We start from the raw sequence: 23,891 nt of genomic DNA on the forward strand, positions 1-23,891 counted from the left end.
GCAGTTGAACCGGATCACCGGTTCCTGCTTGCGTTTTTTGTTTTTCCTGGGCAGAGAAGGGAGCGACATGTTCAAAAGAAATCAGAAATCCACCGCTTTTCTGGCAGCTGCGCTATCAGCCGTACTTGTATACGGTCTTTATCAAGTCCAATCCAAGATGCTGGAGAGGCAGCAGTCGGTGCAGATCGTCGCTCCCAAGCGCTTCATTGCGGCCGGGGAGAGGATATCGGCGGAAGATCTCCGTTACATGGCGATTCCGGAGATGGCGTTCAATTCCGACATGATGACGGATATGGGTTTGGCGGCAGGCAAGGAGGCCGTCGTTCCGCTTGGGGAAGGAGAGCCGCTTCGAAGCTGGAAGATGGATGGATACCGGCTGATGCCGGCCAAGAACGAATCCACCTTCCAGCTGCCCCGAAGCTATGTGCTTTCGGTATCCAACGGCATCCGCGCCGGCGATCGGGTGCAGCTGTATGTCTCGGGAGCGGCTGAGCTGTCGGAAAGGCTGTTCCCGGAACCCGTCATCGTCGCTTCGGTGAAGACCGGAGGAAACCAGGAGATCGACGACATGGACAATCCCAATCTGCTGTCGCTTGCCGCTGGCGACCGCGAGAAGATGTATGCTTCCCGCCGGGATGCGAACGGAAGGATCGAGGACATCAACCTGAATCTGACGGAAGAGCAGTGGCTCCGGATCGATTCGCTTTGCAAGTCGGGAGAGAGCAAGCTCGTCGTGGCCTATAGCCCAGACTCGCTCAATGCTGTGGCGGCTGCTGCCGCGGGAGGCAGGCCATGACGGCACCTCTGATCGCCTTTATCGGGACGACGCCCAACATCGGGACGACGGCGGCGGCGTATGCGGCGGCCTGCCGAATCGCGGAGCAGACCGGCGGAGAGGTCGGCTTCCTATGCCTGAACTTGAAGAGCGCCAAGATTCATCGTTACCTTGGGAGCGATGCTCCTGCGCATACTCTGGATGCGATCCGTCCCGAGCTGAAATCCCGCTCCCTGACACCGCGGATGCTGAGGCGAGCTTGCTGGCCATCCCCGGATGAGCCTGGCGTGCATGCTCTCTTTGGCAATCTGCTCAGGGACCAGGCCGAATATTTCACGCCGGAGGAAGCAGAGCATTTGCTGGAGACAGCTGCCCTGACCTTCTCGGCGGTCGTGGCGGATGCCGGCTGCTACTGGGACAATGCCGCGACAATCAGCGCGGCTCGGCGCGCCGATTCCCGGGTATTGTGCACGACCGGAGCGCTCTCGCATTTCCAGGAGGATTGCAGCCGCTGGATTCGCCAGGTGTCCCCTTTGTTCGGAGTCGATCCAAGCCGATATGAGCTGCTTCCCATTCACTCTCCATGGAGAACAGGAGGATACAAGATGAAGGAAATCGGAAAAGAGACAGGATTGCCGCTGATCGGAAGTTTCCAAACGAACGAAGCCTTTTATGATTCCCTTGACCATGGCCGATACGGGCATTGGCTCAAGAAGGATGCTGCCGGTACCCAGGTCATGAGCGGTCCAGCAGAGACGCTTGTGAATCGGCATGGCCTGAGGCAGCGGCCGGCTGTGGAATCGCAGCCTTGGTATCGCCGGCTGCGCGCTCATCGGGGAGAGCTGGGAGTATGAGCGGAGAGAAGAGATTCTCCCCCTCCGCCTATTCCGCGAAGCTCAAAAACGAGGACGCGAACGAAAGCTTGCCGAAGCAAGCCGGAACTGTTCCGGTCGTCCGGATGATGATGAAAGACGTCGGTGAAGCTGACGAGGATCAGGCTCGGAAGCCATCCGACTTTGCCAAAGCGGCCGATGACATGAGGGCATATCTAGCTTCGCCGCGCGGCTTGACGGAGGAAGAGCGGCGAGAATACGGCGAGAAGCTGAATCGGGCCGTTCTCGGTTATTCGGGAGAGCGCAAGGAGATTCTGGCTCTCATCACGGACAGGCTGTTGAGGCTTCGCATTCACGAGCTGCCCGGAACGGCTGGCGGGTACCCTTCCTTGGCGGAGGCGCTGTTCGCAGAAGTCATCGGGCTGGGGGCGCTGGAGCTTGTCCTTCAGGAGCGGACCGGCTTGGAAGAAATCCAGGTCGTAGGAACAAGAATTTATGTGATGCGGGAAGGTCAGGTCTCGCGATCTCCGTGCCGCTTCCAGTCATTGAAGGAGGTGGAGCGGATCCAGCAAAATCTTGTTCTCTACAATAATGACCGCATCAATCCCCGCAAAAGATGGGCCGAAGTCATGATGCGGGACGGCACCCGCGTTACGATGACGGGATTCGGATTCACGTCCCAGCCGACGCTTACGCTTCGTTTTTACGCTTCAAGGGCTTTTCGCCTGGAAGAGCTGATCTCTCCCGAGTGCGGCACGATGAACGCCGCCATGGCAACCATGCTGAGAGCCGCGCTTGAGTGCCGGTACAATCTGATCATTATCGGACCGACGGGATCAGGCAAAACCCATCTGCTTAAGGCTCTCATCGCGGAACTGCCCGACGACGAGCGTCTCGTCACGCTGGAAAGCCGGCTGGAGATGATGCTGAGCCGCGATTTTCCAAATAAGAACGCGGTGGAATACGAAATGGACGAGGATGATCCCCTCCACCGTTCCGGACAAGCATTCAAGCTGGCGCTCAGACAATCCCCCGATAGGATCATCCATGCCGAGATTCGGGATGACGATGCGAACATCTACGTAAGGGCCTGCACCCGGGGGCACTCGGGCAGCATGACGACCGTTCATGCGAACCGTCTTGAAGATATACCGGATACGATCTGCGACATGTGCATGCTTGATGGAAGAGCCATGAATCCGGAACGATTGTCCAAGCGGATTGCAGGTTATGTGACCCAGATCGGCATCCAGATGCAAGTCTTGGACGGCAAGCGAAGAATCGTAAGAATAGGCCGGATACGCTGGGATCGTGGACAAGCAAGCGTGCTCGACTGGGCCGTGTATGAACGCGGATCAGGCAGATGGCATATGGCAGCTTCTCCTGATCCGGATGATTGCAGGCGCTTTGCCGAAGCAGGCTATTCGATGTCTTCTGCCGGTTTTGATGTCTCCGAGGCTGAAGCTGGCGAATATAGGACGGAGATTCCGATGAAGGCGTTGCAGCTGTGACCGGAGGGGTCCTTGCCGCAGCGGCCTCCCTGCTTCTCGGACTATGCCTCTTCATCCTGGTGATGACGATGCTTCGTCACGGGGAGAGGGCCTATTATTCGGCTGCCAGACTTCACTACCGCCGCGACCGCAGCTTCAAGGCAAGGCTTGCTTCCTTGTTGGCCAAGCAGGAGCGTATGTACAGTCATCTCTCTCTCTTGCTTGAATCGGTGCAGTCTAGAATCAAACCCGAAGGCTTTTTGCTTTTATCCTTCTTTCTTTTATCTGCAGGATCAACGGGAGGGGCGCTGCTGTTTTTAAGCATCAAAGGAAGTCTGCTTTCCGGAGCCATGGGAGGGCTGATCCCTTACGTTTTCCTTAGAAGCCTGCTGCTGCATCGCCAGATGCAGGCGAGAATGGACTTCCTTCCGGCGGTGGAACTCTTTTACCAATGTTATATGATTACGGGCGAACGGCAGATCCGCAGGGCATTGCAGCGGGTTGTCGAGGAACAGCGGCTTCTTGGACCGATGCAGCCCGTTTTCGAGCAGCTGTACCGCAACCTGTCCGTCCGAGGGGATGACGAAGCCAGCCTTCGGATCTTCGCTTCGTCGCTCGGTCATATGTGGGGCGATTATCTGGTCGAAATTCTCCGAATCGCCCTCATTGAAGGCAATTCAGTATCCGAAAATCTGCGGGAACTGGTGGGAGACATGCGCAAGTCGAGGCGGATTGCAGAACAGGAACGCCATAAGCTTTTGGAGATTCGAATCGCGAACTTTACGCCGATCCTCTTTCTTGCCATCTTCATGGGAATCAATATCCGGTACAACGCAGACAATTCCTACCGGTATTATCTGCAGGACGCCGCAGGCAGGGACATGCTTCTGAATGCGCTGCTGCTTATATTCATGTCTTTCTTGATGGGGCTTTGGCTCTCACGCAAAAAAATGTAAAGGACACAGGTGTTTATGATCATGATGGAAGGCTGGGCCACTGCCATATTCTATGCATCTGCTTTGGGACAGTTCGTGCTTATCGCGGTTTCAATCATTTTCTTAGGGAGGTTGCTTCCGGCGAGGCGCAAGCGCTGGCTCCATCTTCCCGAACGTCCTTGGAAGCATGTTCGGGTGACGGATGAACGGCTTGCATTTTGGAAGCTTTCTAAGGACAGCCTCGATTATAAATCAAGGGCGGCGCTGCTGGCCGGATGCGGTCTGGAATACGATCCGGGGCTTTATCTGCTTGTACGGAGGATATCAATGCTGGCTTGCATGCTCGCGGTGACGGGATTTGGAGCCTGGATGGCACTAGGAGCGGCGCGACCCGTTCAAGCAGCAATCATGGCTGTATCCGCGGCTGTATTTGTCTGCGCCTATGCCGACAAATCCATTCTCGGTGCCTGGAAGAAAGCCCGATCGAGGCGTGTCATCCAGGAAGTGCATGCCATCAGCGTACAGCTGCTGTATCTGCAAGGCTCCAGCCTGCATATTCACGCCAAACTCATGAGATGCGTGCCCTATACACGATCCATTCGGAGCGACCTTCAGCGGCTGCTCGGCGAATGGTATCACGATGCCGAAGGATCCATCCGCCAGTTCAAGCAACGGATCGGGACGGAGGAGGGAATGAGCTTCGCCGAGACGATCGAATCGCTGCGGGTGCATGATCATGAGGCTTATTACGTCCTCTTAAGGGAGCGTATCCGCGATTATAAGGACAAGCTGGAGCTTTTGAAGGAAAGCCGCAAGGAGTCGAGCTCATACATGTTGTTCGTTCTCGCGGGTATTCCGATTCTTTATACCTTTCAGGTCTTTATCTATCCATGGGTGAGGGAGAGCCAAGTTCTATTCAATTCGCTCAATTAGCGCAACCACTCTGAGCTGAACAAGTACCTGATTCAGCTCATCCAACTTGACAGCTCATCCGACTCGACAGCTCATCCGACTGGACAGCTAAAGCAACTCACTAGATCGACTCCCGCTTGACTCCATTGATCCATGATCCGGGTTATGGCAAATACTATTCAAGGAGGTGAGATGATGCGCAATATTTTAGTCACGGTCATGATGCTGGTTGTCGTCATGCTGCTGTTCAACTCCATTATCGCGGATAACGGCACCGGTACGCGGGTACAGATTCAGAATCACGGAACGGCTGCAAACGGCCAAATCAGCAGTCTGTTGCCCTAAAATACTAAGTGTCCAATCGACTGGCTGAAAGCAAGGGGGATCCATGAAGGAACTGCTCGTATCCATGCTTTTATTGGTAACGGTCATCGCCATTTATCTATCCGTCGTGGACGGAGCGGAAGGGTCCCAAGGCCGATTGGCCTCGATGGGCAGCCGGATGGCGGAGGAAATCCGGAGCACCGATCCATGAAGCAGATTCTGGTGTTCGTCCTGTTTGCCGGAATGCTGTGCTGGATGATGTTTTCGCCGCTTTACAAGCATGTCTTCATCGTCAGGGAAGCTCTCCTGCAGAAAGAAGTGGATTTCCTTCTCGAGACGGGGGCGAGCGGCAGCCGCGGCTATATCGACGATGCCATGGTCGAAGCCTCCCGCAGCAGGCTGGAGCAGGCTGGAATGAGGCGGGATCAGATCCGGTATCGCATATCGGCTTCGGATGGAGGCGACGCCACTTCTTCGGCCAGACCTTTGCTGAGAGGAACGGGGCTGCTTCTTACGATCAGCTATCCCTACGAAAGGCTGTTCCAGATCGACAGCCTGATAGGGGTTGCTGTGCCTGATCCGGAGGAAAGGATGTCCGCATCGGGCATTAAAATGAGCGAATACGTGCCATAATGCCTGAACCTAATCATACAAGGGGAAAAACATGTCCAAACTGCTGCTTATCATGCTCATGCTGACCGTCTGGGCTTCCGCCCATGCGCTGCAGATCGACGAGGAAAGATCGATCCGCACCTTGTTCGAGAGCAAGCATTCCGTCAGCAGAGCCGTCCATGCGGCCGCCCAGCAGCTGAACAAGGAGGATTTGGCCGAAGGCCGGTTCACGATCAATGAAGAGGCGGCGTACGAAACGGCAATGGAGTACTTGCAGCTCAATCTGCTACTGGATGCTTCGGGCCAGCCGCTTCCCGGCTCCAGGCTGCGCCAGCGCGTCGTGCTGGAAGACTGGGCGGTCATCAACGCCGGCCAGCCGTTTCCTTTCACGTACCGCAATTCCCGATACAATTACGAAGTGACTCTCGATCGGCCCGGCGTCGTCATGATCATAGCCGTCTCTTACCCGCGGTTATTTTCCATGATGGAGCCGATTGTCTGGCATGTGAAAGGAACGGCTGAGCTGGCCGGGCCGATGAATGCCGTCTATTCGAGCGTTAGCCCCTAATCGAGAACCGCAGCGGATGGTTGATGCCGGACAGGAAAATTCCGTGTCAAGGCTATTGATTTCCTTACCTCCAGCTCGGCTTATTCTCTTAATCTACCAGCTCTTGAACACATCAGTTTGCACTTACCCCGCTACTTCTAGTAAACTTTTTAAAAGAGCTGTCCGCGAGCCCTTCATTTCTGTATATTTCAATGGGCCGCGGCAAAGAGCAGGGGGGCGAGTGACAATGCTGAAGCTCGGAGACAAGGTCGTTATCATCGCTGATCAATATGAGCAGAATCTTCCTGTCGGGGAGTATGGATATATTATTGCTTATGACCGCAATGCGGATAATGTATTTGATTATGTCGTCCGCATACCTGCGGAAAACCGCAATTTTCTCGTTCCGGGAGATGACGTGGAGCTGGAGGAGATCCTCCTTCGTATGGAGGCTGACCGCGTGGAGCGGGAGGCTCTGATCGATTATGCCTTGGCGACCCGCAACGAAGAGCTGTTCAACCGGATCATGAACGGCGAAGAAGCCGAAGAGCCTGCCGAAGATCCCGGATCCAAAGAGCTGCAGAGCCGCGACGACTTTATCCGGCAAGTCAATCTCAAGGCCTGGATTTAAGAAGGCGCGGACTTTAGTTGATACAGGAGGATGATGAGGATGGAAATCATTTTTCACGGCCAATCTTGCATTCAAATTACGGCGGATAACGGGAAGTCCCTGCTGGTCGATCCATTCATAAGCGGCAATCCGCTGTCCAAGAGCAATCCGTCCGATATCCGCACGGATTACGTTCTCCTTACTCATGCGCATCAGGATCATATTCTGGACGCCGCAGACATTTCCAAGGCCAACGGAGCTCCGATCGTCGCTATTCCCGAACTGGCTGCCTATATGTCCTGGCAAGGAGCCGAGACGATCGACATGAACATGGGTGGAACGGTCGACCTCGGATTCGCCAAGGCGACGATGATACCGGCCTTCCACAGTTCGGGCATCGTGCTCGATGACGAGCAGAGAATCGTATACGGCGGCATGCCGGCCGGATTTGTCATTGAGGTGGACGGCAAGCGGATTCTGCATGCCGGCGATACTTGCCTGTTCTCTGACATGGCTCTGATCGGCAAGCGCAGCAAGCCGGATATCGCCTTCATCCCGATCGGAGGCCATTACACGATGGGGCCTGAGGATGCCTTGCAGGCGGCCGAATGGTATGGAGCGGAGCATGTCGTGCCGATCCACTACGATACGTTTCCGCCGATCCGTCAGGATGCCGGCGCTTTCGTCGAGAGCCTGAGAGGGCTCGGCCTGAAGGGCCAGGTCGTCGAGCCGGGCTCCAAGGTCGATCTCTCTGCCTGGAAGTGATATTCCGGCACAGCAAGCAAGTAGCGCAGAAGGCGCCGCCAACTTGGCGGACGCCTTCTTTTTTTGCATATGCAGCTCATTGAGAATGTTGTCGAACTCAAGGTATAATACAAGGAATGACGAACAGGCAAGGGGGAACAGCGCGATGAATATAACGATTCGGGATGTGGAGCATGTGGCGGGACTGGCCCGGCTGGAGTTCACGGAATCGGAGAAGGAGCAATTTGCCCAGCAGCTCAGCGCCATACTCGCTTATGCAGATAAGCTCGGAGAGCTGGATACGACGGATGTGGAGCCTACGAGTCATGTATTGCCGGTGACGAACGTCATGCGGAAAGATCAGGTACGCGAATCGGTGTCCAACGAGACCGCTCTGCTGAACGCGCCGGATGAAGAGGACGGGCAGTTCAAAGTGCCTGCCGTGCTGGAATAGGATCCCTAGCTGAAAGGAGGAACAACGCTTGGCTTTATTTGACAAGAGACTTCAGGATGTACATAACGAGCTCGCTGCCGGCAAGCTTTCGGCTGCTGAACTGACGGATGCTTCCTTCAAGCGCATCGCGGAGACGGACGGCAAGATAGGGGCTTTCCTGACGCTGAACGAGGAATCCGCGCGTGCCAGGGCTGCAGGGCTGGACCGCGACGCAGGAGCGGAGAAGGGGCTGCTGCACGCGCTTCCCGCAGGCATCAAGGACAATATTGTCACAAAGGGGCTTCGCACGACTTGCGCCAGCCAGTTCCTGAGCAATTACGATCCGATCTACGACTCGACCGCGGCTTCCAGGCTGCGCGATGCCGGAGCGGTTACGATCGGCAAGCTCAACATGGATGAATTCGCGATGGGCGGTTCCAATGAGAACTCCAGCTTCCACCCCGTCCGCAATCCTTGGAATACGGACTATGTCCCTGGAGGATCCAGCGGCGGCTCGGCTGCCTCGGTTGCAGCCGGCCAAGTGTATTTCGCTCTAGGATCCGACACCGGCGGCTCCATCCGCCAGCCAGCATCCTATTGCGGTGTCGTCGGCTTGAAGCCGACCTACGGCCTCGTATCCCGCTTCGGTCTGGTCGCATTCGCTTCCTCGCTGGACGCGATCGGGCCGCTGACCAAAAACGTCGAGGATTCCGCCTATGTGCTGCAAGCCATTGCGGGACATGACGGCATGGATTCGACATCGGCGAACGTTTCCATTCCGGATTACGTCAGCGCTTTGACAGGAGATGTCAAAGGGCTTCGCATCGGCGTTCCGAAGGAATATATGGGTCAAGGCATCGACCCTAAAGTCAAGGAATCCGTCCTGGCCGCGCTCAAAGTGTACGAGAGCCTCGGAGCGACATGGGAAGAAGTATCGCTGCCCCATACGGAGTATGCGGTCGCGACCTACTACCTGCTCGCTTCCTCTGAAGCTTCCTCCAACCTGGCCCGGTTCGACGGAGTCCGGTTCGGCGTGCGCGCCGACAATCCGGACAATCTCATCGACTTGTACCGCAAGTCCCGCAGCCAAGGCTTCGGCGACGAGGTAAAACGCCGCATCATGCTCGGCACGTATGCGCTCAGCTCCGGCTACTACGACGCTTACTATTTGAAGGCGCAAAAGGTCCGCACCTTGATCAAGCGCGACTTCGACCAGGCATTCGAGAACTTCGACCTGCTGCTCGGACCGACGGCTCCGACGCCTGCATTCCGCATCGGCGAGCAGATCGGCGACCCGCTGACGATGTATCTCAACGACATCGTCACCATCCCGGTCAGCCTGGCCGGCGTGCCAGCCATCAGCGTGCCATGCGGCTTCGCGGACGGCCTTCCTGTCGGCTTGCAGCTGATCGGCAAGGCGTTCGATGAAGCGACTGTGCTGCGCGCAGCCCATGCATTCGAGCAGCATACCGACCACCACAAGGCGCGCCCGCAGCTGTAAGCGCCCGTATCTTGCAAGCAGGAGGAACGTTATCCATGACGGAATACAATTCGTATGAAACGGTGATCGGGCTTGAAGTGCATGTGGAGCTGCATACCGCCAGCAAAATTTTCTGCGGCTGCTCGACATCGTTCGGCGCGCCGCCGAATACCCATACATGCCCGATCTGCCTCGGCCATCCCGGCGTATTGCCGGTGCTGAACCGGCAGGCGGTCGAGTACGCGATGAAGGCAGCCATGGCGCTTAACTGCACCGTTGCCGATATCAGCAAGTTCGACCGTAAAAACTATTTCTATCCCGATTCTCCGAAGGCGTATCAGATTTCCCAATTCGATCAGCCGATCGGCGAGAACGGCTGGATCGACATCGAAGTGAACGGCGAGACGAAGCGGATCGGCATTACCCGCCTCCATCTGGAGGAGGACGCCGGCAAGCTGACCCACGTTGAAGGCGGCTTCGCCTCCCTCGTGGACTTCAACCGTGTCGGCACTCCGCTCGTGGAGATCGTATCCGAGCCGGATCTCCGTACCCCGGAGGAAGCGAAGGCCTATTTGGAAAAGCTCCGCGCCATCATGCAGTATTGCGACGTGTCCGACGTGAAGATGGAAGAAGGCAGCCTGCGCTGCGACGCCAACATCAGCCTGCGCCCATGGAGACAGGAGAAACTCGGAACCCGAGCCGAGCTCAAGAACATGAACTCTTTCCGCGGCGTGCAGCGCGGACTCGAGTACGAGCAGATGCGGCAGGCCGACATTCTGGACGGCGGCGGTACCGTCGTGCAGGAGACGCGCCGCTGGGACGATTCCCAGGGCAAAACCTTCTCCATGCGCGGCAAGGAAGAGTCGCATGACTATCGGTATTTCCCCGATCCTGACCTGGTTCGGCTGCTGATCGACAGCGAGTGGAAGGAGCGCGTCCGCGCTTCCATTCCGGAGCTTCCGGATGCACGGCAAGCTCGCTACACCTCTCAGTACGGTCTGCCTGCTTATGATGCCGGCGTCATTACCTCTTCCAAGAAGCTGGCTGATTTCTTTGAAGAAAGCCTGGCGTATACGAACGATGCCAAATCCGTGTCCAACTGGATCATGGGCGATCTTCTCGCTTATCTGAATCAGACGGGCAAGGAGATCGACGGCGTCGCGATCACGGGCCAAGGCTTGGGAGAAATGATCGGCCTCCTCGAAAAAGGAACGATCAGCGGCAAGATCGCCAAGACGGTATTCAAGGAAATGCTCGAGAGCGGCAAGCTTCCGCAGCAGATCGTGGAAGAGCAGGGACTCGTCCAGATCAGCGACGAAGGAGCCATTCAAGGCATTGTCGAAAAGGTCGTCGCAGCGAACCCGCAGTCGGTGGAGGACTACCGCGCGGGCAAGGAAAAAGCAATCGGCTTCCTCGTCGGCCAAGTGATGAAGGAATCCCGCGGCAAAGCGAACCCGGGACTCGTCAACAAGCTTTTGACCGACTATCTCAACCGTTGATTTCACAGCCGTTCCCTATCGGGAGCGGCTTTTTTCAATATGCCATGTGAGCACGAAGTTTATCGCTCCTGCTCGTCTTGACCGTTACGGAACCTTGCATCCGTGTTAAAGTATGAGGAAGCGAAGAATGCTTCATTTCGACGCATGCAGTAAGGTACAATAGCCTGAAAAGGCGCGCAGCAACGAAGAGAAAGGATGGGATGACATCATGAGCGCATCCTTGGCTGCGAGCAGCCCGTGGTATATCAGCGAATGGGAGATGCTGCTCCGGCTGCTGATGGCTGTTCTGCTCGGCGGGCTTGTCGGTTTCGAGCGGGAGCAGTCGAATCATGCGGCGGGGCTTCGAACCAATATATTAGTTTGCCTTGGCTCCTGTCTGCTGATGCTTTTGTCGGCATATGGATTTTCAGCCTTCATCAACGAGACGAATGTCCGTCTCGACCCGGCGCGTCTGGCTGCGCAAGTCATTACGGGCATAGGTTTTCTGGGAGCGGGCACCATCTTATTTACCGGGAAATCCATTACGGGCCTTACGACGGCCGCTACGCTATGGGTCGTGTCCGCCATCGGACTTGCGGTCGGGGCTGGATTTCTGTTTCCTGCCGTGTCCGTCACGGTGATCGTCCTTATCGTCCTTATCGTCCTTAATAAAGTCGAACGCAAATTCAGCAACGGAAAAAAAGAACATCACCTGCAGATTCTGGCTGACGAAACGAACGCTCTTCTTCAGGCGATCAGCGCTCTTCTCCAGCAGCAAGGCATCGTCATGCGCAAGATGTCGCTGCAGGAGCACGGGGACTGGGAAATGGAAGGGCCGAGGGTGATGCTGCTGCTGTATGTCAATTTCCCCCGATCGTGCAATATGATCAAGTTGCTTGAAGAAATCAAATCGCTGGATGGTGTGCATGCCGTGAGCGCGGAATGAACAATACCCGATCCCAACCGAAACGTCGCTGGCTTGCCGGGCTGCTTGCTTTTTTGCTCCCCGGCGGAGGCCATCTCTATATCGGTCGCTATGGACGCGGCCTGGTCATTTTGCTTGCGGTGCTGCTGGATCTGGCGGCTCTCGTCCGATTTTCCGATGCAACGAGCGGCAGCCGAGCCCTTTTGCTCGTTTATTTGGGAATGGCGCTGCCGGCGCTGTATTTCGTCAGCGTGTTCGATGCCCTGCAGATTGCCAGCCGCACGCGTCTGTCTGAAGACGAAGCGCGCCTTCAGCCGGAGCATGCAGGCTTCGCGATGACTCATAGCATGATTCTTGTCGCCGGTGGAATCATTCTGTTTTTCCTTATCCGTCCGACAAGAGCTGTCCAGCCAAGACTGGATTGGCTTGGGGATATGGCATCGGGAGTCATTCTCCTGATCATCGCCGGATGGATGGCTTTTCGGATCAAGCCGGGCTTCTTCCGCTTCGGCAGGCTCAGCAGCGCCGCTTTGCTGGCCGCATGCGGAGTTCTGCTGTTGTGGGATCAGGTTGCGGGACGCAATGACATCGGGCTGTTAGCCGACTGGTGGCCGCTCTTGTTCGTCCTTGCCGGGATCGAAATGCTGGTCTACCAGCTGCTGGAGAGGAAAAAAGCTGGCCGCCGGCTGTCGGCAGGCGCGGGCTCGCTTCTTGCAGCGCTTCTGCTTGCAGGATCAGCCTACTCGATTACCCAATATGGAGGGCTTCCTTTCCGCTGGCTGGACCAATACGGAACGGGTGCGAGGATGGAAAATCTTTCGGAGGAAAAGGGGTATAGCTACAGCTTGAAGCCAGTATCCGCCGTAATTACGGAACCGCTGAACGATGTCGTGGTCGATAACCCCAACGGAGACGTGTCGGTCGTACCTTCGACAGACCCGTACAGCCGGGAAGTAACCGTTGAAGCGATGCTCTGGGTCGATTCCGACAACAAGCAGGAAGCGGATCTGGTGGAGCAAAAATCAGCCGTCACCCTTTCTGCGGAAGGAAAGCTGCATATCGAGACGAAGGGGATGCCTTACGGCGCCAACGGGGCGCGGATGCCGCGTTTCAATCTTCGGATTACGATTCCAGCCGATTTGGAGACGCTGCTGTCCGTTCCGAGAGCATTCCCTTCGCCTGATCCTATATCGACGGCAACGGCCCTGCCAGGAGAGAATGTTCCTGATGGTACGGAGCCATCCCCATCTCCAGAGGCGGACGCTGCGAGTCCCGCTCCTCCTCCCGCCGCTCCTGAGCAAACGGTCAAATTCCTGCTCAATGCGGGCAACGGCTCCGTCAAGCTAAGCGGCATCCGCGCAACCGGCGGGTTTGTCGTACGCAATCGCAGCGGTTCCATCGAAGCGATGGATTTGACCGGACCGCTGGAAGCAGGCACTAGCAACGGCGAGGTGAAGGCCCGGAGAATTACCGGAGACGCGGCGTTGTCGGCCAAGGAAGGAGCGATCTCAGCCTCGTCGATCCATGGCAAGCTGACCGCTTCCACGGCCAATGGCAATCTGGACATCAACGATGTCCGTGGTGAAGCGCTGCTCGAGACGAGGAACGGATTCATCCATGTCCGTGAAGTCAGCGGGAGCGTGCAGGCGGATACGCTGAATGGAGAAATCAGCCTGGCAAGCTCTGTCGTCGGGGGCACTTGGGACATCAACAGCTCCATTGGCGAAATTCTCTTATCCTTGCCGGCGGACGGCTCTTATACGGTAGATGGATCGGTTACCTTCGGGACGATCCGTGCCGAGCTTCCTCTCCAAATCGAGAAAAAGACGGTTAAAGGCCAAATCGGGCTCGGTACGTACCGGATCCGGGTCGATGCCAACAGCGACATTCGGATTACCTCTTATCCTGGTCCCGGATGAAACCGCATAGGCCCATCGAAAGAGAAAACTTGGATGGAAGCCTCTTCATTGACAAAACGTAAAATCCAGGCTTACAATAGAACTACTACAAAGTAAATACAACTATAAACTACGAAGGACGTGATCGGGAATGGGAGCCAGCGTTGAGCAAGCTCTGGAGCAGCTGAAGGCAAGCGGCGTCCGCATGACCCCGCAGCGTCACGCGATACTTGGGTTTCTGATGAATTCCATGACTCATCCGACTGCGGACGAGATCTATAAAGCTTTGTCACCCGACTTCCCGAGCATGAGCGTCGCTACGATCTACAACAACCTGCGTTTGTTCGTCGAGGCAGGCTTGGTCAGGGAGCTGACCTATGGGGATGACTCCAGCCGGTTTGATGCCGACTTGTCCGACCACTATCACGCCATATGCAAAGTATGCGGAGATATCGTCGACTTTGAGCATCCCCCTCTCATGGAGGTGGAGCAAGCCGCTTCCAGAGAGACCGGATTCCGTGTCGAAGGACATCGAATGGAAATTTACGGGGTATGCACGCAATGCGCTAAAACGACCGTGAATTGAAACCGTTTGGAAGCGATGCTTCCAAACGGTTTTTTTTATTTGCATGAATATAGCCCTCTCTTAATAGACTCATAGAGAGGAGTCGATCAACTTTTTGCGTTCCGTATTCGTCTAATCTTTGTATACGCAAGGAGTGTGGGCAATGAGAAGGGGCATGACCTCTGCGGGCAGGCGCAAGGGAAGAGGATTTCGCCGCTTGCTGGGATTTTGTGTATGTATTGGTATCATGGCAGGAGCATGGGCAGGATATCAGCTTCTTATGCCCAGCAACGAGCAGGAGACGCCGGTGTTCTCGGTCGAGCATCCGCTGTTTTATAAAGGCCATTTCATGGAAGCGGGAGCTCTGCTGGAAGGCGATGAGATCAAGCTGCCGATCGAAGCCGTCACTTCCATGCTCGGAAGCGAGATTCCGATTCGCTATGAAGCCGATTCGGAATCCATCATTTTAACCAATGGCAGTCAAGTGCTGAGGATGAAAACGGATACTCTCACCGCCAAGCTTGGCAGCAAGCCGTTCAAGCTGGCTGTCGCACCGGAAACCCGGAAGGGCATCGTCTATGTGCCTTTGACTCCGCTGAACACGCTGTACGGCGTCCAAGCGCAAGTATCGCCGGCGACTGGAGCCGTGACGCTTGCCAAGGGAGGCGACAGCGTCCAGTATGCGATTCCTGGCAAAAAGGAGATGGCTGTCCGCAACGAGCCGAGCATCCATAGCGCTTATATTGAAAAGGTTCCATTGGAGGGCAAGCTCGCGGTCTGGAAGGAAGAAGGAGACTGGTACTCCGTCCAAGGGCCAAGCGGGTACAGCGGTTATGCCCGCAAATCGGAGCTGCAGCTGTCGGACAAGCAGACGACCCAGGAGCCTGTCGAGCAGCAGCCTGAATTGGCGTGGAAATCGACCGGACAAAAAATCAATATGACTTGGGAAGCGGTGTACAACGCGGCTCCCGATCCGGCCAAGTTCCCCGCCATGGAAGGGGTCAACGTCGTCAGCCCCACCTGGTTCGAATTAATGGACGGAGCCGGGCAAATCCGCAGCAAGGCGGATGCCAACTATGCGAAATGGGCGAGAAGCAAGGGTATCCAGGTGTGGGCGCTGTTCAGCAACGGCTTTGATCCGGAACGGACGACTCAAGCTTTGGCCAATGTCGAGACCCGCTTTTCCATGATCCAACAGCTTTTGGCCTACGCCAAAATGTACCAGCTTCAAGGCATCAACATCGATTTCGAAAATGTACGGACTTCCGACAAAGGTGCACTCGTTCAATTCATGCGCGAGCTGACGCCGATGCTGCATGAGCAGGGTCTTGTCGTTTCCATTGATGTGACGCCGAAGTCCAACAGCGAAATGTGGTCCTTGTTCCTGGACCGGGCCGAATTGATTCAAAGCGTCGACTACATGATGCTCATGGCCTATGACGAGCATTGGGCATCCAGTCCCGAGTCGGGCTCGGTCGCATCGCTGCCTTGGGTGGAAAATTCGATTTTGAGGCTGCTGGAAGAAGATAAGATTCCTGGCTCCAAGCTTATTTTGAGCATGCCTCTATACACGCGGATCTGGACGGAGAAAACCGCTTCGGACGGGTCGGTGAAAGTATCGTCGAAGGCTGTCGGAATGAACAAGATCAGAGAGCTGATCGCTACGAATAAGCTGAAGCCGGAATTTGATCCGTCAACGGGCCAGAATTACGTTCAGTACCCCATAGAAGGAGGGCTGAGCCGGATATGGATCGAAGACAAAGTCTCCCTGGAGGCGCGCATCGCCTTGGTCCATAAATACGGATTGGCAGGCGTGGCCACATGGAGCCGCTCCTTCCAGGCGGATGATGTCTGGTCTGTCATCCACAACGGCCTCAGCAATCCATCTTGATTCAAGGACGCTTTAATCACGATCAAAAAAGCCCTCGGCGCCATGACTTCCAAGCGAAGTCGCTGCGCGGAGGGCTTTTATGAAATTCAGGCCTGGGACGAAGGCGGAGCGGCTGCCGCCGGTCCCGAATCGGTCTTGCCTGCAGCGGCAGGAAGCTCCTCTTCGCTGTCCAGACCGTGCGTCGCCATATCTTTGTCCAGCGTGAGGATCGTCTTGCAGTACATGCAGCGGTCGGTGCGTCCAAGAATTTTGGTCTGGCGTCCGCATTCCGGACAGATGAGCATGACCGCGCTGGTCGAGAGCATGCCTGCCCAAAAGTAGATGCCGACGCTGACGAGCAGGGCGATCATGCCGATAACCATGAATACGGCGGCAATCACTTTGCCGGTCTGGCCCCAGAAAACGATGCCAGCTGTACCAAGAATCATAACCCCCATGCCGACAAGGATGAGGACAAGCCCCCAGAGGCGGAACTCGTTGATCTTGCTGGATTTAAGTAGCACTCGAATTCATTCCCTTTCATTGGCTCGGGCATAGCGGCCCGATTTCTTGTAAGCAAGGCAGGAAACCGCCTGTTTTTGTCGAATCATACCCTACAGACTAATATTATAGCGGAAACTTCTGGTGGAAGCTATATGGGGGATAACCGTTTGGAACTTATGAAAAAACACGTTTCGAGTATGCTCCAGTTTGAAGAAGGAGTGATCGGGCTTGTGTCTGTCTCTCATCCCTATCCGTTTCATCCGCAGATCGACGGGTTGGACCTGCTGCTGCTCGTCATCACGAGCTCGGCATGCAATCAGCCATCGATCGAACATTTGCGAATGGAAGGGCAGCGCGTCATGATCCGCCGGACAACCTGCGTGGGCTTGGAGCAATGGGTTTCCAACGGGAGTGACAGCAAGATCATCGAATGGCTGCTTCGAGGAGACGTTGTCTTCGACAAGGAAAGCTTCCTCGTACAGATCAAGGCACGCATCAGCCAATTCCCGGATGAGCTCTTGAAGCGGAAGCTGCTTGTGGAGTATGAGGCTTTTTTGAAATCATGCCTTCAAGCCAAGCAAAACCTTTCGGACGGGTTTCAATTCGATGCTCATAACGATATCATCAAAACACTGAATCATTATGCCCATATGGAGCTGATTGAAGCGGGACTTCATCCGGAGCCTTCCGTTTGGCGGCAGATGAGAAGATTCCATCCGGGTATTTATAAGCTGTATGAGGAGCTTACGTCGAGTCCGGAGACGCTTGAACAGCGCATTCAGCTCGTGCTTCTCGCTTGCGAGTTTTCGATCATGAGCAAAATGCGGTCCTGCTCCGCTCTGATCTTTCATATTCTGGAGACGAGGGAGGAGCCTTGGAGCATCATGGAGCTGACGAGCCATCCTTCCATGAACGGGCTTCATGTGGATCTTTCAATCATCCTGCAGAAGCTCGTTCAGCGAGGGTATGTTCGGGAAGTCGCTGTCATGGCCGATTCTAGTGAATCCGATGAGCTTGAGTTGAGATACAAGCTCCCGAGTTAAATTTGTTGTTGATTAATGATTCCACATGGATATAATAGGAAGAAATGAATGATTTGGAATCGGGAAGCACCCGTCCGCAGCTGATGCTGGGACGGGTGTTTTTTTTGTTCTGGATATGGAAGAAATCATTAAAATTCCCGATATAAGGCAAAAAGACGTTTTTGGAGGAATGCAACATGGTTCGGTTAGTGTTTATTACTTTGTCGGCTATGGTTATGCTCGCCGGTTCGGGTTTGATCATGTATGAATCCATCAGCTCGACCAGATCGATGGTTATTGCGGAGCAGGCTCGGGATAAGAGTTGAGCTTTTTAGGTTTTAATAGTAGGAAGGGAAAGGAACGGATGGGGCACTTGTCTTTCAATCAAAAATAAATTCGGGGGTTTAACATGATGATTATAAACAAGTGGATGCTTGCAACAGCAATGACTGTGGGGTTGATGTCAATAAGTGTTCCAGCAAAGACAGACGCTGCCACTGGAATTAAAATTGTTCCTACGACACTACCTATTGAGGTATTGGTCGATGCTCGAAAGGTACAATTCCCGGATACTAAACCAAAAATGGTCAACAACTCAATCCTTATTCCTCTCCGTTTTGTTTCGGAAAAGCTTCGCGTCAAGCTATCTCTCAGTGGGAAGAATATCACAATGACCAAAGGTGGCAAGACAGTAAAGCTCACTATTGGAGCGAAACAAGCGACCGTAGACGGGAAAGTAATTGCTCTAAATGCGGCAGCCGTAGCTAGTGGTGGTCGGACAATGGTTCCTCTGCGATTCATCAGCGAAGCATTCGGAGAGAGCGTTGAATGGGATAATTATAACCAGTTTGTCTGGATTGGTAGTAAAGAGGTGCAGGAATTAAAGGAATTCATCAAACCCAAAGCAATAAATAATGAAGTTAAAAATCTCCTTAAAGGAAGTGATTTTTTCCTTAAAGATGACTATGGAAAAGATCGAGACTCAATGTTTCTTCTGGATGACTTAGACCTTCCTATTAAAGTGAATGGAGACATTATCTATAGAGTTAGTCAAGCTAAAGATAATCTTAATAGGAGTTACATGAAGGTGCAGTCAAGCCATGTAGGTAATATGGCTATACCTCTATTGCTTCTTAATAAGGCGAAAAAAGCAAAACTTAGAAATGATATTACTCCAATTAGGGAAAAGTCAGGAGACGTTCTGAGAACAAATTATTATATTGTCCGCAGTAGTGCTGATGCAGATGCTGGGGATAATAATTGGGAAGATTTTTCAGTATCAGATATTATGTATGTAGATTTTCTTACCTCCTATGAAAGTCTCATACTATTGAAGCCTTCATGGAGGTGATAGAATGAACCGTCTTCGCTCTTTTTTAGTATCGACACTTGTACTCTCCATAATTGTTTCGTTACTTCAAGGATTATCATTATTTCTTCCTTCGGAAGCTAAAGCAGCGTCTTTAGGAGACAATGCCAGTATTCAGCCATATGCCGAAAACAATATGAGATATGCAGTTGGATTTATGTACTATGACATTTGGAGTGACTCTGCGGGGAATTGGAAACCTGGAGAAGCACCGAATGCCAAAGTAACTGTAACTGCACCATACAGCTTCTACTTTCCAGGTAGAACAGTAAGAAATGCTCAAATTCTATCTTTTGATCCTTCCAACAAGAAACACATGGACTATTTCAAAGCTTCTAGAGTTGATGGGGACACATGGAACGTATACAGTCCTTATATTGGGACGGAGATGTCTAAACCGCAGTACACCATTAATGGAATTGGAACTAGTAGAGTTTCATTTACTGTTTCTTTAAGTGGAAGACTGACAACAGAATCCGGGCAAAATTATAGCATCAAGGAAGATGCTTGCCCTAATTGTGCTCCTGGAACCAAGGCTTATCGTTATTTTTTTCCAGTCCTATACATCTATGAATTAGATGGTTATCTGGAAGTTCACCATTTCGCTACAGATGGAACTAACATTGATGGGATCTTTTCGAACCAAAATAAAAGTATCAGGACCGGGGAGAAGATTACTTTATCTCCTGCAACGAACACCGATTATGAATATGTTGGTTATAAGGAAAGTAAGTCCTCTGTTCCAAGTGGAGGAACTATTCTTTCAGGAGATCCTTTATCATTTACTTATGATGGTACTTACGACACACAGTTCATTAACTTGTATTATTCAAAAAAAGCAGATGGAACCGCTTATATTCTGCATGTAACCAAAGATGGCCAAAGTCTAGATTCTGTTATTCCTAATCAAACGAAGCAGCTTACTAAAGGACAAGCGTTTACTCCAATACATCCGAATGCGGATGGTTACACTTATGCAGGCTATGTTTTTACCAAAACAGGAACTACTCCGAGTAATTTCAGCAATCTCACGAAAGGAGAATACGCTTTAACCCCTTACGATGGATCGTTCAAGACCCTCTACTTGTATTACGTCTATGATCTCGTAGGTGGGCAGATAAACGTTCGACATATGGTCAGCTCGAGCTCGGGTGGCAGCTATACTTTAAAGGATCAACAAGTTAGCTCTGTGAATTCTCTTCCAGCTACAAAAACAGTACAAGCGGATAGCAAATGGGGAACAATCATAGGGAAAAGCCTTTCCTACAGCAATTACTCCGATACCATTACGTCAGGTGACGCGGTTTCTGCAAATCTGACGTCAACTCAAAGAAAGGCATATGTTTCATTTTTCTATGAGGCACCAAACAAGAACATTACGGCCGATTTTGACGTTATTCCGACATCAATTGATTACGGAGACAATTTTACGGTTCATCCGAGGGACTTGCAACTCGGCAACTGTAAGTATATCGGTCACATGTATAAATTTGTCCGTGGCAATAACGAAAGCGTAACAGGATGGTACAACAGTTATTCCGATACGACCTATACCCGGTCCGACTATCCAAGAGCAATCGGGCAAGGCAATCATCAGGTCTACATGAAAGTATCAACCGATTGCGGAGCAACCGATTGGATTGGACCGAAGCCTCTTGAAGTCAAAGGACCAAAGGACAACTATCCGCCGAAATTCCAAATCGCATGGGTGAAGCGAGGCGAACCGACAAAGCCTATTCGTCAAGCAATGGAAGGCGATATTCTTGATCTCGTCGTCATTCAGGATCCATCGGTACCGACTCCGACTGACCCAGACGGAGATGACTTTATCTTTGATGGGTTTGATTACACCCGAGGCACGCCCTGGATCAAAAGCTTAAAAGGCAAATACCCGACAAACGAATACGGTATGTATGAAGTCACCATGGAAAAAGGCACTCATACCGTCTATGGAACCGGCCGTGACCAATGGGGAGCGACAGCAGAGGCCAGCACCTTTATAAATGTCCTCTCCCGCAGCCCGATTCCAATTATAAAATGTCCGGCCGCCGTAATTGAAAATCACTACATACCTGCCAACGAGTTCGACTCAAGCAGCAGTTACAGTCCAGTTGGGACACCGATCGATCATTCCCGCGACGAATGGCAGAACAAGTTAACCAGTTATGCGAATGGGACCGGTCAGGATATCATCGTGCAGGTCCGACTGGCTGTCTATGATACAAAAGGACGGAGATCCGATGCCCCGGCAGTCTGCGATATTACGGTGAAGCCAGATATACCGCCGGTGGCCAAGCTAGATGTGCCGACACTTGGAATCCGAAACGAACCCAATATCATTCTGAATAAGTCATACAGCCCTGACGGCGATGAGATTGTGACAGCAAAATATAAGTATAAATATGACGCGCTGAACAATGGCTTTGCAGATGATCCTTGGCAGACATTAACCGGGACGTTGAAGCAAGTCACTTTTGCCGGCAGCAAGGTCGGCAAGTACTTGTTTTGGACAGAAGTAACCGAGGACTACGGTCTGACAGGCAATACAGATAATCAAACCCAGCCCACGCTTACGCTGAATATCGTGAACAATGCTCCAGAGGTATCCTTCGATCTCAAAGGCAAAAACCCGCAGCCGGATCTGGACGCCAGCACGACTATTCGTCCGGAGAAGATGCTCGAATGGCCTGTTTATGTCCCGAACACATTGGAACAGGTGTACGACAAGCTCAAGCTGTGGAGTGTTGACGGCGGCAGCTTGGTCGGTGGCGAAGGCCGCAATTTCGGCGGGGCAGCGAACAACATGAACCGCTACGAAATGAATAGAGCAACAGGAAATGACACTGTATTTTGGACAATGGGAACGCAAGCCGACAATGGATTCGGACCCAACTCCCTTTCGCCTTGGCGCGCACTCACGAACAAGAACACGTTTAACGACATCATCCTAGATAAAGACAACGAACTAATGCAAGTTAGAAGTGACGGCAACATTTTGTACAATCACTTCCTGCCTCAAGTCTATTCAACGAAGAAACTCACGATTTTTTCTGGCTACAAAGGCTCAAGCTACACGATCTATGGCTTAAATCCAAAGAAGTTATCGCCTGTCGTGTGGGATTACAGCAATCCCTATTCCCCTAAACGGAAATGGACGAATGGCAGCCCGTATGAGTACATGATCACCATCGACAATGCCTACCGGAAATGGTTTACGGTATCAGGAACCTACCTGTATCTAATCCAGACGGCTCAGGGAGAAGTAAGGGTTGCTGCCTACAATGTAGCAACTGGACAACTCGTCAAGGAAAGAAGCTTCACCTCCAGCTTTGACGGAACCGTAGCAGAGCGAGACAAGTCATGGGGATCTTTTGACGAATGGAAAATATCCCGTTCCGGAAATGACGGAACCATCGTTTTGAGCAGCTTCTACAATAATCATTCCTCCGACTACACGCTGCCTGACGGCGGGGATGCAGGATACTTCGTCAAGCTTGGTCCTGATTTATCTCCGAAGCGTCTTGGAACGATCAAATCCGTACTATTAAGGCCGGGAACGTATTGGACCGGCTTTGATTATCATATTGCGGATGAATGGTATACCGACCCATATGGGAACACATACACGTATGAAGGCCATGGCACCAAAATTACTTCAGGACAGACATGGAACCCGATTCACTCTTACCTGGACTTAACGGTTAACAAATACGACTCCAACATGAATCTAGTCTGGAAGAAGTACCTGAATGAAATCAATCGAGAAGCCGGACTAAACAGCAACCAGGTCGGGTTTTACCGGGGGATGACGACCTTGAATTATCATCCAATGACGATGTCGCCATCGACGGATGATTTATACGTCCCTCTTGTTCAAAACGGGGGATCGACAAACATTGAATCCAGCGTGCTGCGGCTGAGCATGCGGGATGGCACAATCAAGGAACAGCTCCCCGCAGGAACGAGCACCTTCCTAGATTGGAACGGAAACAGGACGGGAAGCAACACGACCCTTACAGCGGATAATGCCAACACCGGCGGCGACTGCAATGCTTACGGATGCGCATTTTTCCGAGAGTACACAGGCAACGGGGTGCTGTTTGAAGTTTTGGAACCTGCCTACCCGCAAAAAATTCCTTACGTCTATATGGCCGTAGGTAATCCTACGACCGGTCCACTCGCACGACAAACGTTCACGAACGGACAGATGGTATCCGACGTTTCGCTGAACGATGCGGAGATGAAATTCAGTCTTCGCATGACGGATGTGGACGTTGATCAGGAGAGCATGGGATTCAGCTTCCGCATGCAGGATCCACGGAACCGGTACGCGATAGAGACGGATGGACACTCGTTCGATCTGGTCAAGTATGTGAATGGATCCAGGTCCGTCCTGCAGAGCGGCAGCTACCCTTTCCAGTCGGATGTCAGCTACGGATTGAAGGTCAAGACAGTAGGCAATAATATCGAAGCGTTCCTGAACAACATTCCCACTCTAAGCGCCACAGACGGCCAGTTTACAGAGGGCAAGTTCGGATACTACGCCAACAAAGCCTATGTCAGGT

General features: G+C 53.0%; 22 protein-coding genes (1 of these 22 running past the window's edge). 21 read left to right on the forward strand and 1 reads right to left on the reverse strand.

The features are described from left to right. The first annotated feature begins 67 nt into the window (after positions 1-67). From AC06G8_RS06095 to AC06G8_RS06180, 18 genes are all read left to right on the forward strand, one after another. Positions 68-796, forward strand: coding sequence for an SAF domain-containing protein (locus AC06G8_RS06095; protein WP_447664780.1), 729 nt, complete (start codon positions 68-70; stop codon positions 794-796). Continuing rightward, positions 793-1,629 carry a CpaE/TadZ family protein gene (locus tag AC06G8_RS06100; RefSeq protein WP_447664779.1) on the forward strand — a complete coding sequence of 279 codons (837 nt, stop codon included), beginning with the start codon at positions 793-795 and terminating at the stop codon, positions 1,627-1,629. Before AC06G8_RS06095 ends, AC06G8_RS06100 begins: the two co-directional genes overlap by 4 nt. Next, a complete protein-coding gene (locus AC06G8_RS06105; protein WP_480284735.1) occupies positions 1,626-3,119 on the forward strand; it encodes an ATPase, T2SS/T4P/T4SS family in 1,494 nt (497 codons plus the stop codon). Before AC06G8_RS06100 ends, AC06G8_RS06105 begins: the two co-directional genes overlap by 4 nt. Next, complete coding sequence (locus tag AC06G8_RS06110; RefSeq protein WP_480284736.1) at positions 3,116-4,054, forward strand: type II secretion system F family protein; 939 nt, start codon at positions 3,116-3,118, stop codon at positions 4,052-4,054. The genes AC06G8_RS06105 and AC06G8_RS06110 overlap by 4 nt, the downstream gene beginning before the upstream one ends. 174 nt (positions 4,055-4,228) lie before the next feature. After that, entirely contained in the window at positions 4,229-4,966 is a 738-nt protein-coding gene (locus AC06G8_RS06115) for a hypothetical protein (protein WP_480284737.1), read from the forward strand. A gap of 174 nt (positions 4,967-5,140) precedes the next feature. Further along, positions 5,141-5,290: a hypothetical protein gene (locus AC06G8_RS06120; protein WP_021877242.1), complete on the forward strand. Its 150-nt coding sequence runs from the start codon at positions 5,141-5,143 to the stop codon at positions 5,288-5,290. 43 nt (positions 5,291-5,333) lie between these two features. Beyond that, entirely contained in the window at positions 5,334-5,480 is a 147-nt protein-coding gene (locus AC06G8_RS06125; RefSeq protein WP_447664775.1) for a hypothetical protein, read from the forward strand. Next, positions 5,477-5,902: a hypothetical protein gene (locus AC06G8_RS06130; RefSeq protein ID WP_447664774.1), complete on the forward strand. Its 426-nt coding sequence runs from the start codon at positions 5,477-5,479 to the stop codon at positions 5,900-5,902. The genes AC06G8_RS06125 and AC06G8_RS06130 overlap by 4 nt, the downstream gene beginning before the upstream one ends. A 31-nt stretch (positions 5,903-5,933) precedes the next feature. Then, entirely contained in the window at positions 5,934-6,449 is a 516-nt protein-coding gene (locus AC06G8_RS06135; protein ID WP_480284738.1) for a hypothetical protein, read from the forward strand. 226 nt (positions 6,450-6,675) lie between these two features. Then, positions 6,676-7,059, forward strand: coding sequence for an ATPase (locus AC06G8_RS06140; protein WP_480284739.1), 384 nt, complete (start codon positions 6,676-6,678; stop codon positions 7,057-7,059). A 39-nt stretch (positions 7,060-7,098) separates the two neighbouring features. Further along, positions 7,099-7,803, forward strand: a complete 705-nt coding sequence (locus AC06G8_RS06145) for a metal-dependent hydrolase (protein ID WP_447664771.1) — start codon at positions 7,099-7,101, stop codon at positions 7,801-7,803. 145 nt (positions 7,804-7,948) lie between these two features. Next, positions 7,949-8,236, forward strand: coding sequence for an Asp-tRNA(Asn)/Glu-tRNA(Gln) amidotransferase subunit GatC (gene gatC / locus AC06G8_RS06150; RefSeq protein WP_447664770.1), 288 nt, complete (start codon positions 7,949-7,951; stop codon positions 8,234-8,236). A 28-nt stretch (positions 8,237-8,264) separates the two neighbouring features. Further along, positions 8,265-9,716, forward strand: a complete 1,452-nt coding sequence (gene gatA, locus AC06G8_RS06155) for an Asp-tRNA(Asn)/Glu-tRNA(Gln) amidotransferase subunit GatA (protein ID WP_480284740.1) — start codon at positions 8,265-8,267, stop codon at positions 9,714-9,716. A gap of 35 nt (positions 9,717-9,751) precedes the next feature. Then, on the forward strand, positions 9,752-11,194 hold the full coding sequence (gatB, locus tag AC06G8_RS06160; protein ID WP_480284741.1) for an Asp-tRNA(Asn)/Glu-tRNA(Gln) amidotransferase subunit GatB: 1,443 nt from the start codon (positions 9,752-9,754) through the stop codon (positions 11,192-11,194). A gap of 208 nt (positions 11,195-11,402) precedes the next feature. Beyond that, positions 11,403-12,119 carry an MgtC/SapB family protein gene (locus tag AC06G8_RS06165; protein WP_447664767.1) on the forward strand — a complete coding sequence of 239 codons (717 nt, stop codon included), beginning with the start codon at positions 11,403-11,405 and terminating at the stop codon, positions 12,117-12,119. Continuing rightward, a complete protein-coding gene (locus AC06G8_RS06170; RefSeq protein WP_480284742.1) occupies positions 12,116-14,017 on the forward strand; it encodes a DUF4097 family beta strand repeat-containing protein in 1,902 nt (633 codons plus the stop codon). Before AC06G8_RS06165 ends, AC06G8_RS06170 begins: the two co-directional genes overlap by 4 nt. 130 nt (positions 14,018-14,147) lie before the next feature. Then, positions 14,148-14,582, forward strand: coding sequence for a peroxide-responsive transcriptional repressor PerR (perR, locus tag AC06G8_RS06175; RefSeq protein WP_447664765.1), 435 nt, complete (start codon positions 14,148-14,150; stop codon positions 14,580-14,582). Positions 14,583-14,841: 259 nt separating this feature from the next. After that, a complete protein-coding gene (locus AC06G8_RS06180; RefSeq protein ID WP_480284743.1) occupies positions 14,842-16,452 on the forward strand; it encodes a glycosyl hydrolase family 18 protein in 1,611 nt (536 codons plus the stop codon). Positions 16,453-16,538: 86 nt separating this feature from the next. Here AC06G8_RS06180 and AC06G8_RS06185 read toward each other — a convergent pair whose 3' ends face one another. Next, positions 16,539-16,955: a YgzB family protein gene (locus AC06G8_RS06185; RefSeq protein WP_447664763.1), complete on the reverse strand. Its 417-nt coding sequence runs from the start codon at positions 16,953-16,955 to the stop codon at positions 16,539-16,541. 177 nt (positions 16,956-17,132) lie between these two features. Between AC06G8_RS06185 and AC06G8_RS06190 the strand changes: the two genes are divergently transcribed. From AC06G8_RS06190 to AC06G8_RS06200, 3 genes are all read left to right on the forward strand, one after another. Next, positions 17,133-17,978, forward strand: a complete 846-nt coding sequence (locus tag AC06G8_RS06190; RefSeq protein ID WP_480285395.1) for a nucleotidyltransferase-like protein — start codon at positions 17,133-17,135, stop codon at positions 17,976-17,978. A 388-nt stretch (positions 17,979-18,366) separates the two neighbouring features. After that, complete coding sequence (locus AC06G8_RS06195; RefSeq protein WP_480284744.1) at positions 18,367-19,308, forward strand: copper amine oxidase N-terminal domain-containing protein; 942 nt, start codon at positions 18,367-18,369, stop codon at positions 19,306-19,308. 4 nt (positions 19,309-19,312) lie between these two features. Further along, positions 19,313-23,891, forward strand: partial view of a hypothetical protein gene (locus tag AC06G8_RS06200; RefSeq protein WP_480284745.1) — the 5' portion only. Its footprint extends 1,979 nt past the window's final position; the window shows 4,579 of its 6,558 coding nt (coding positions 1-4,579); its start codon is at positions 19,313-19,315; the stop codon falls past the right edge of the window.

Source organism: Paenibacillus sp. SJS-P3 (assembly GCF_056711585.1).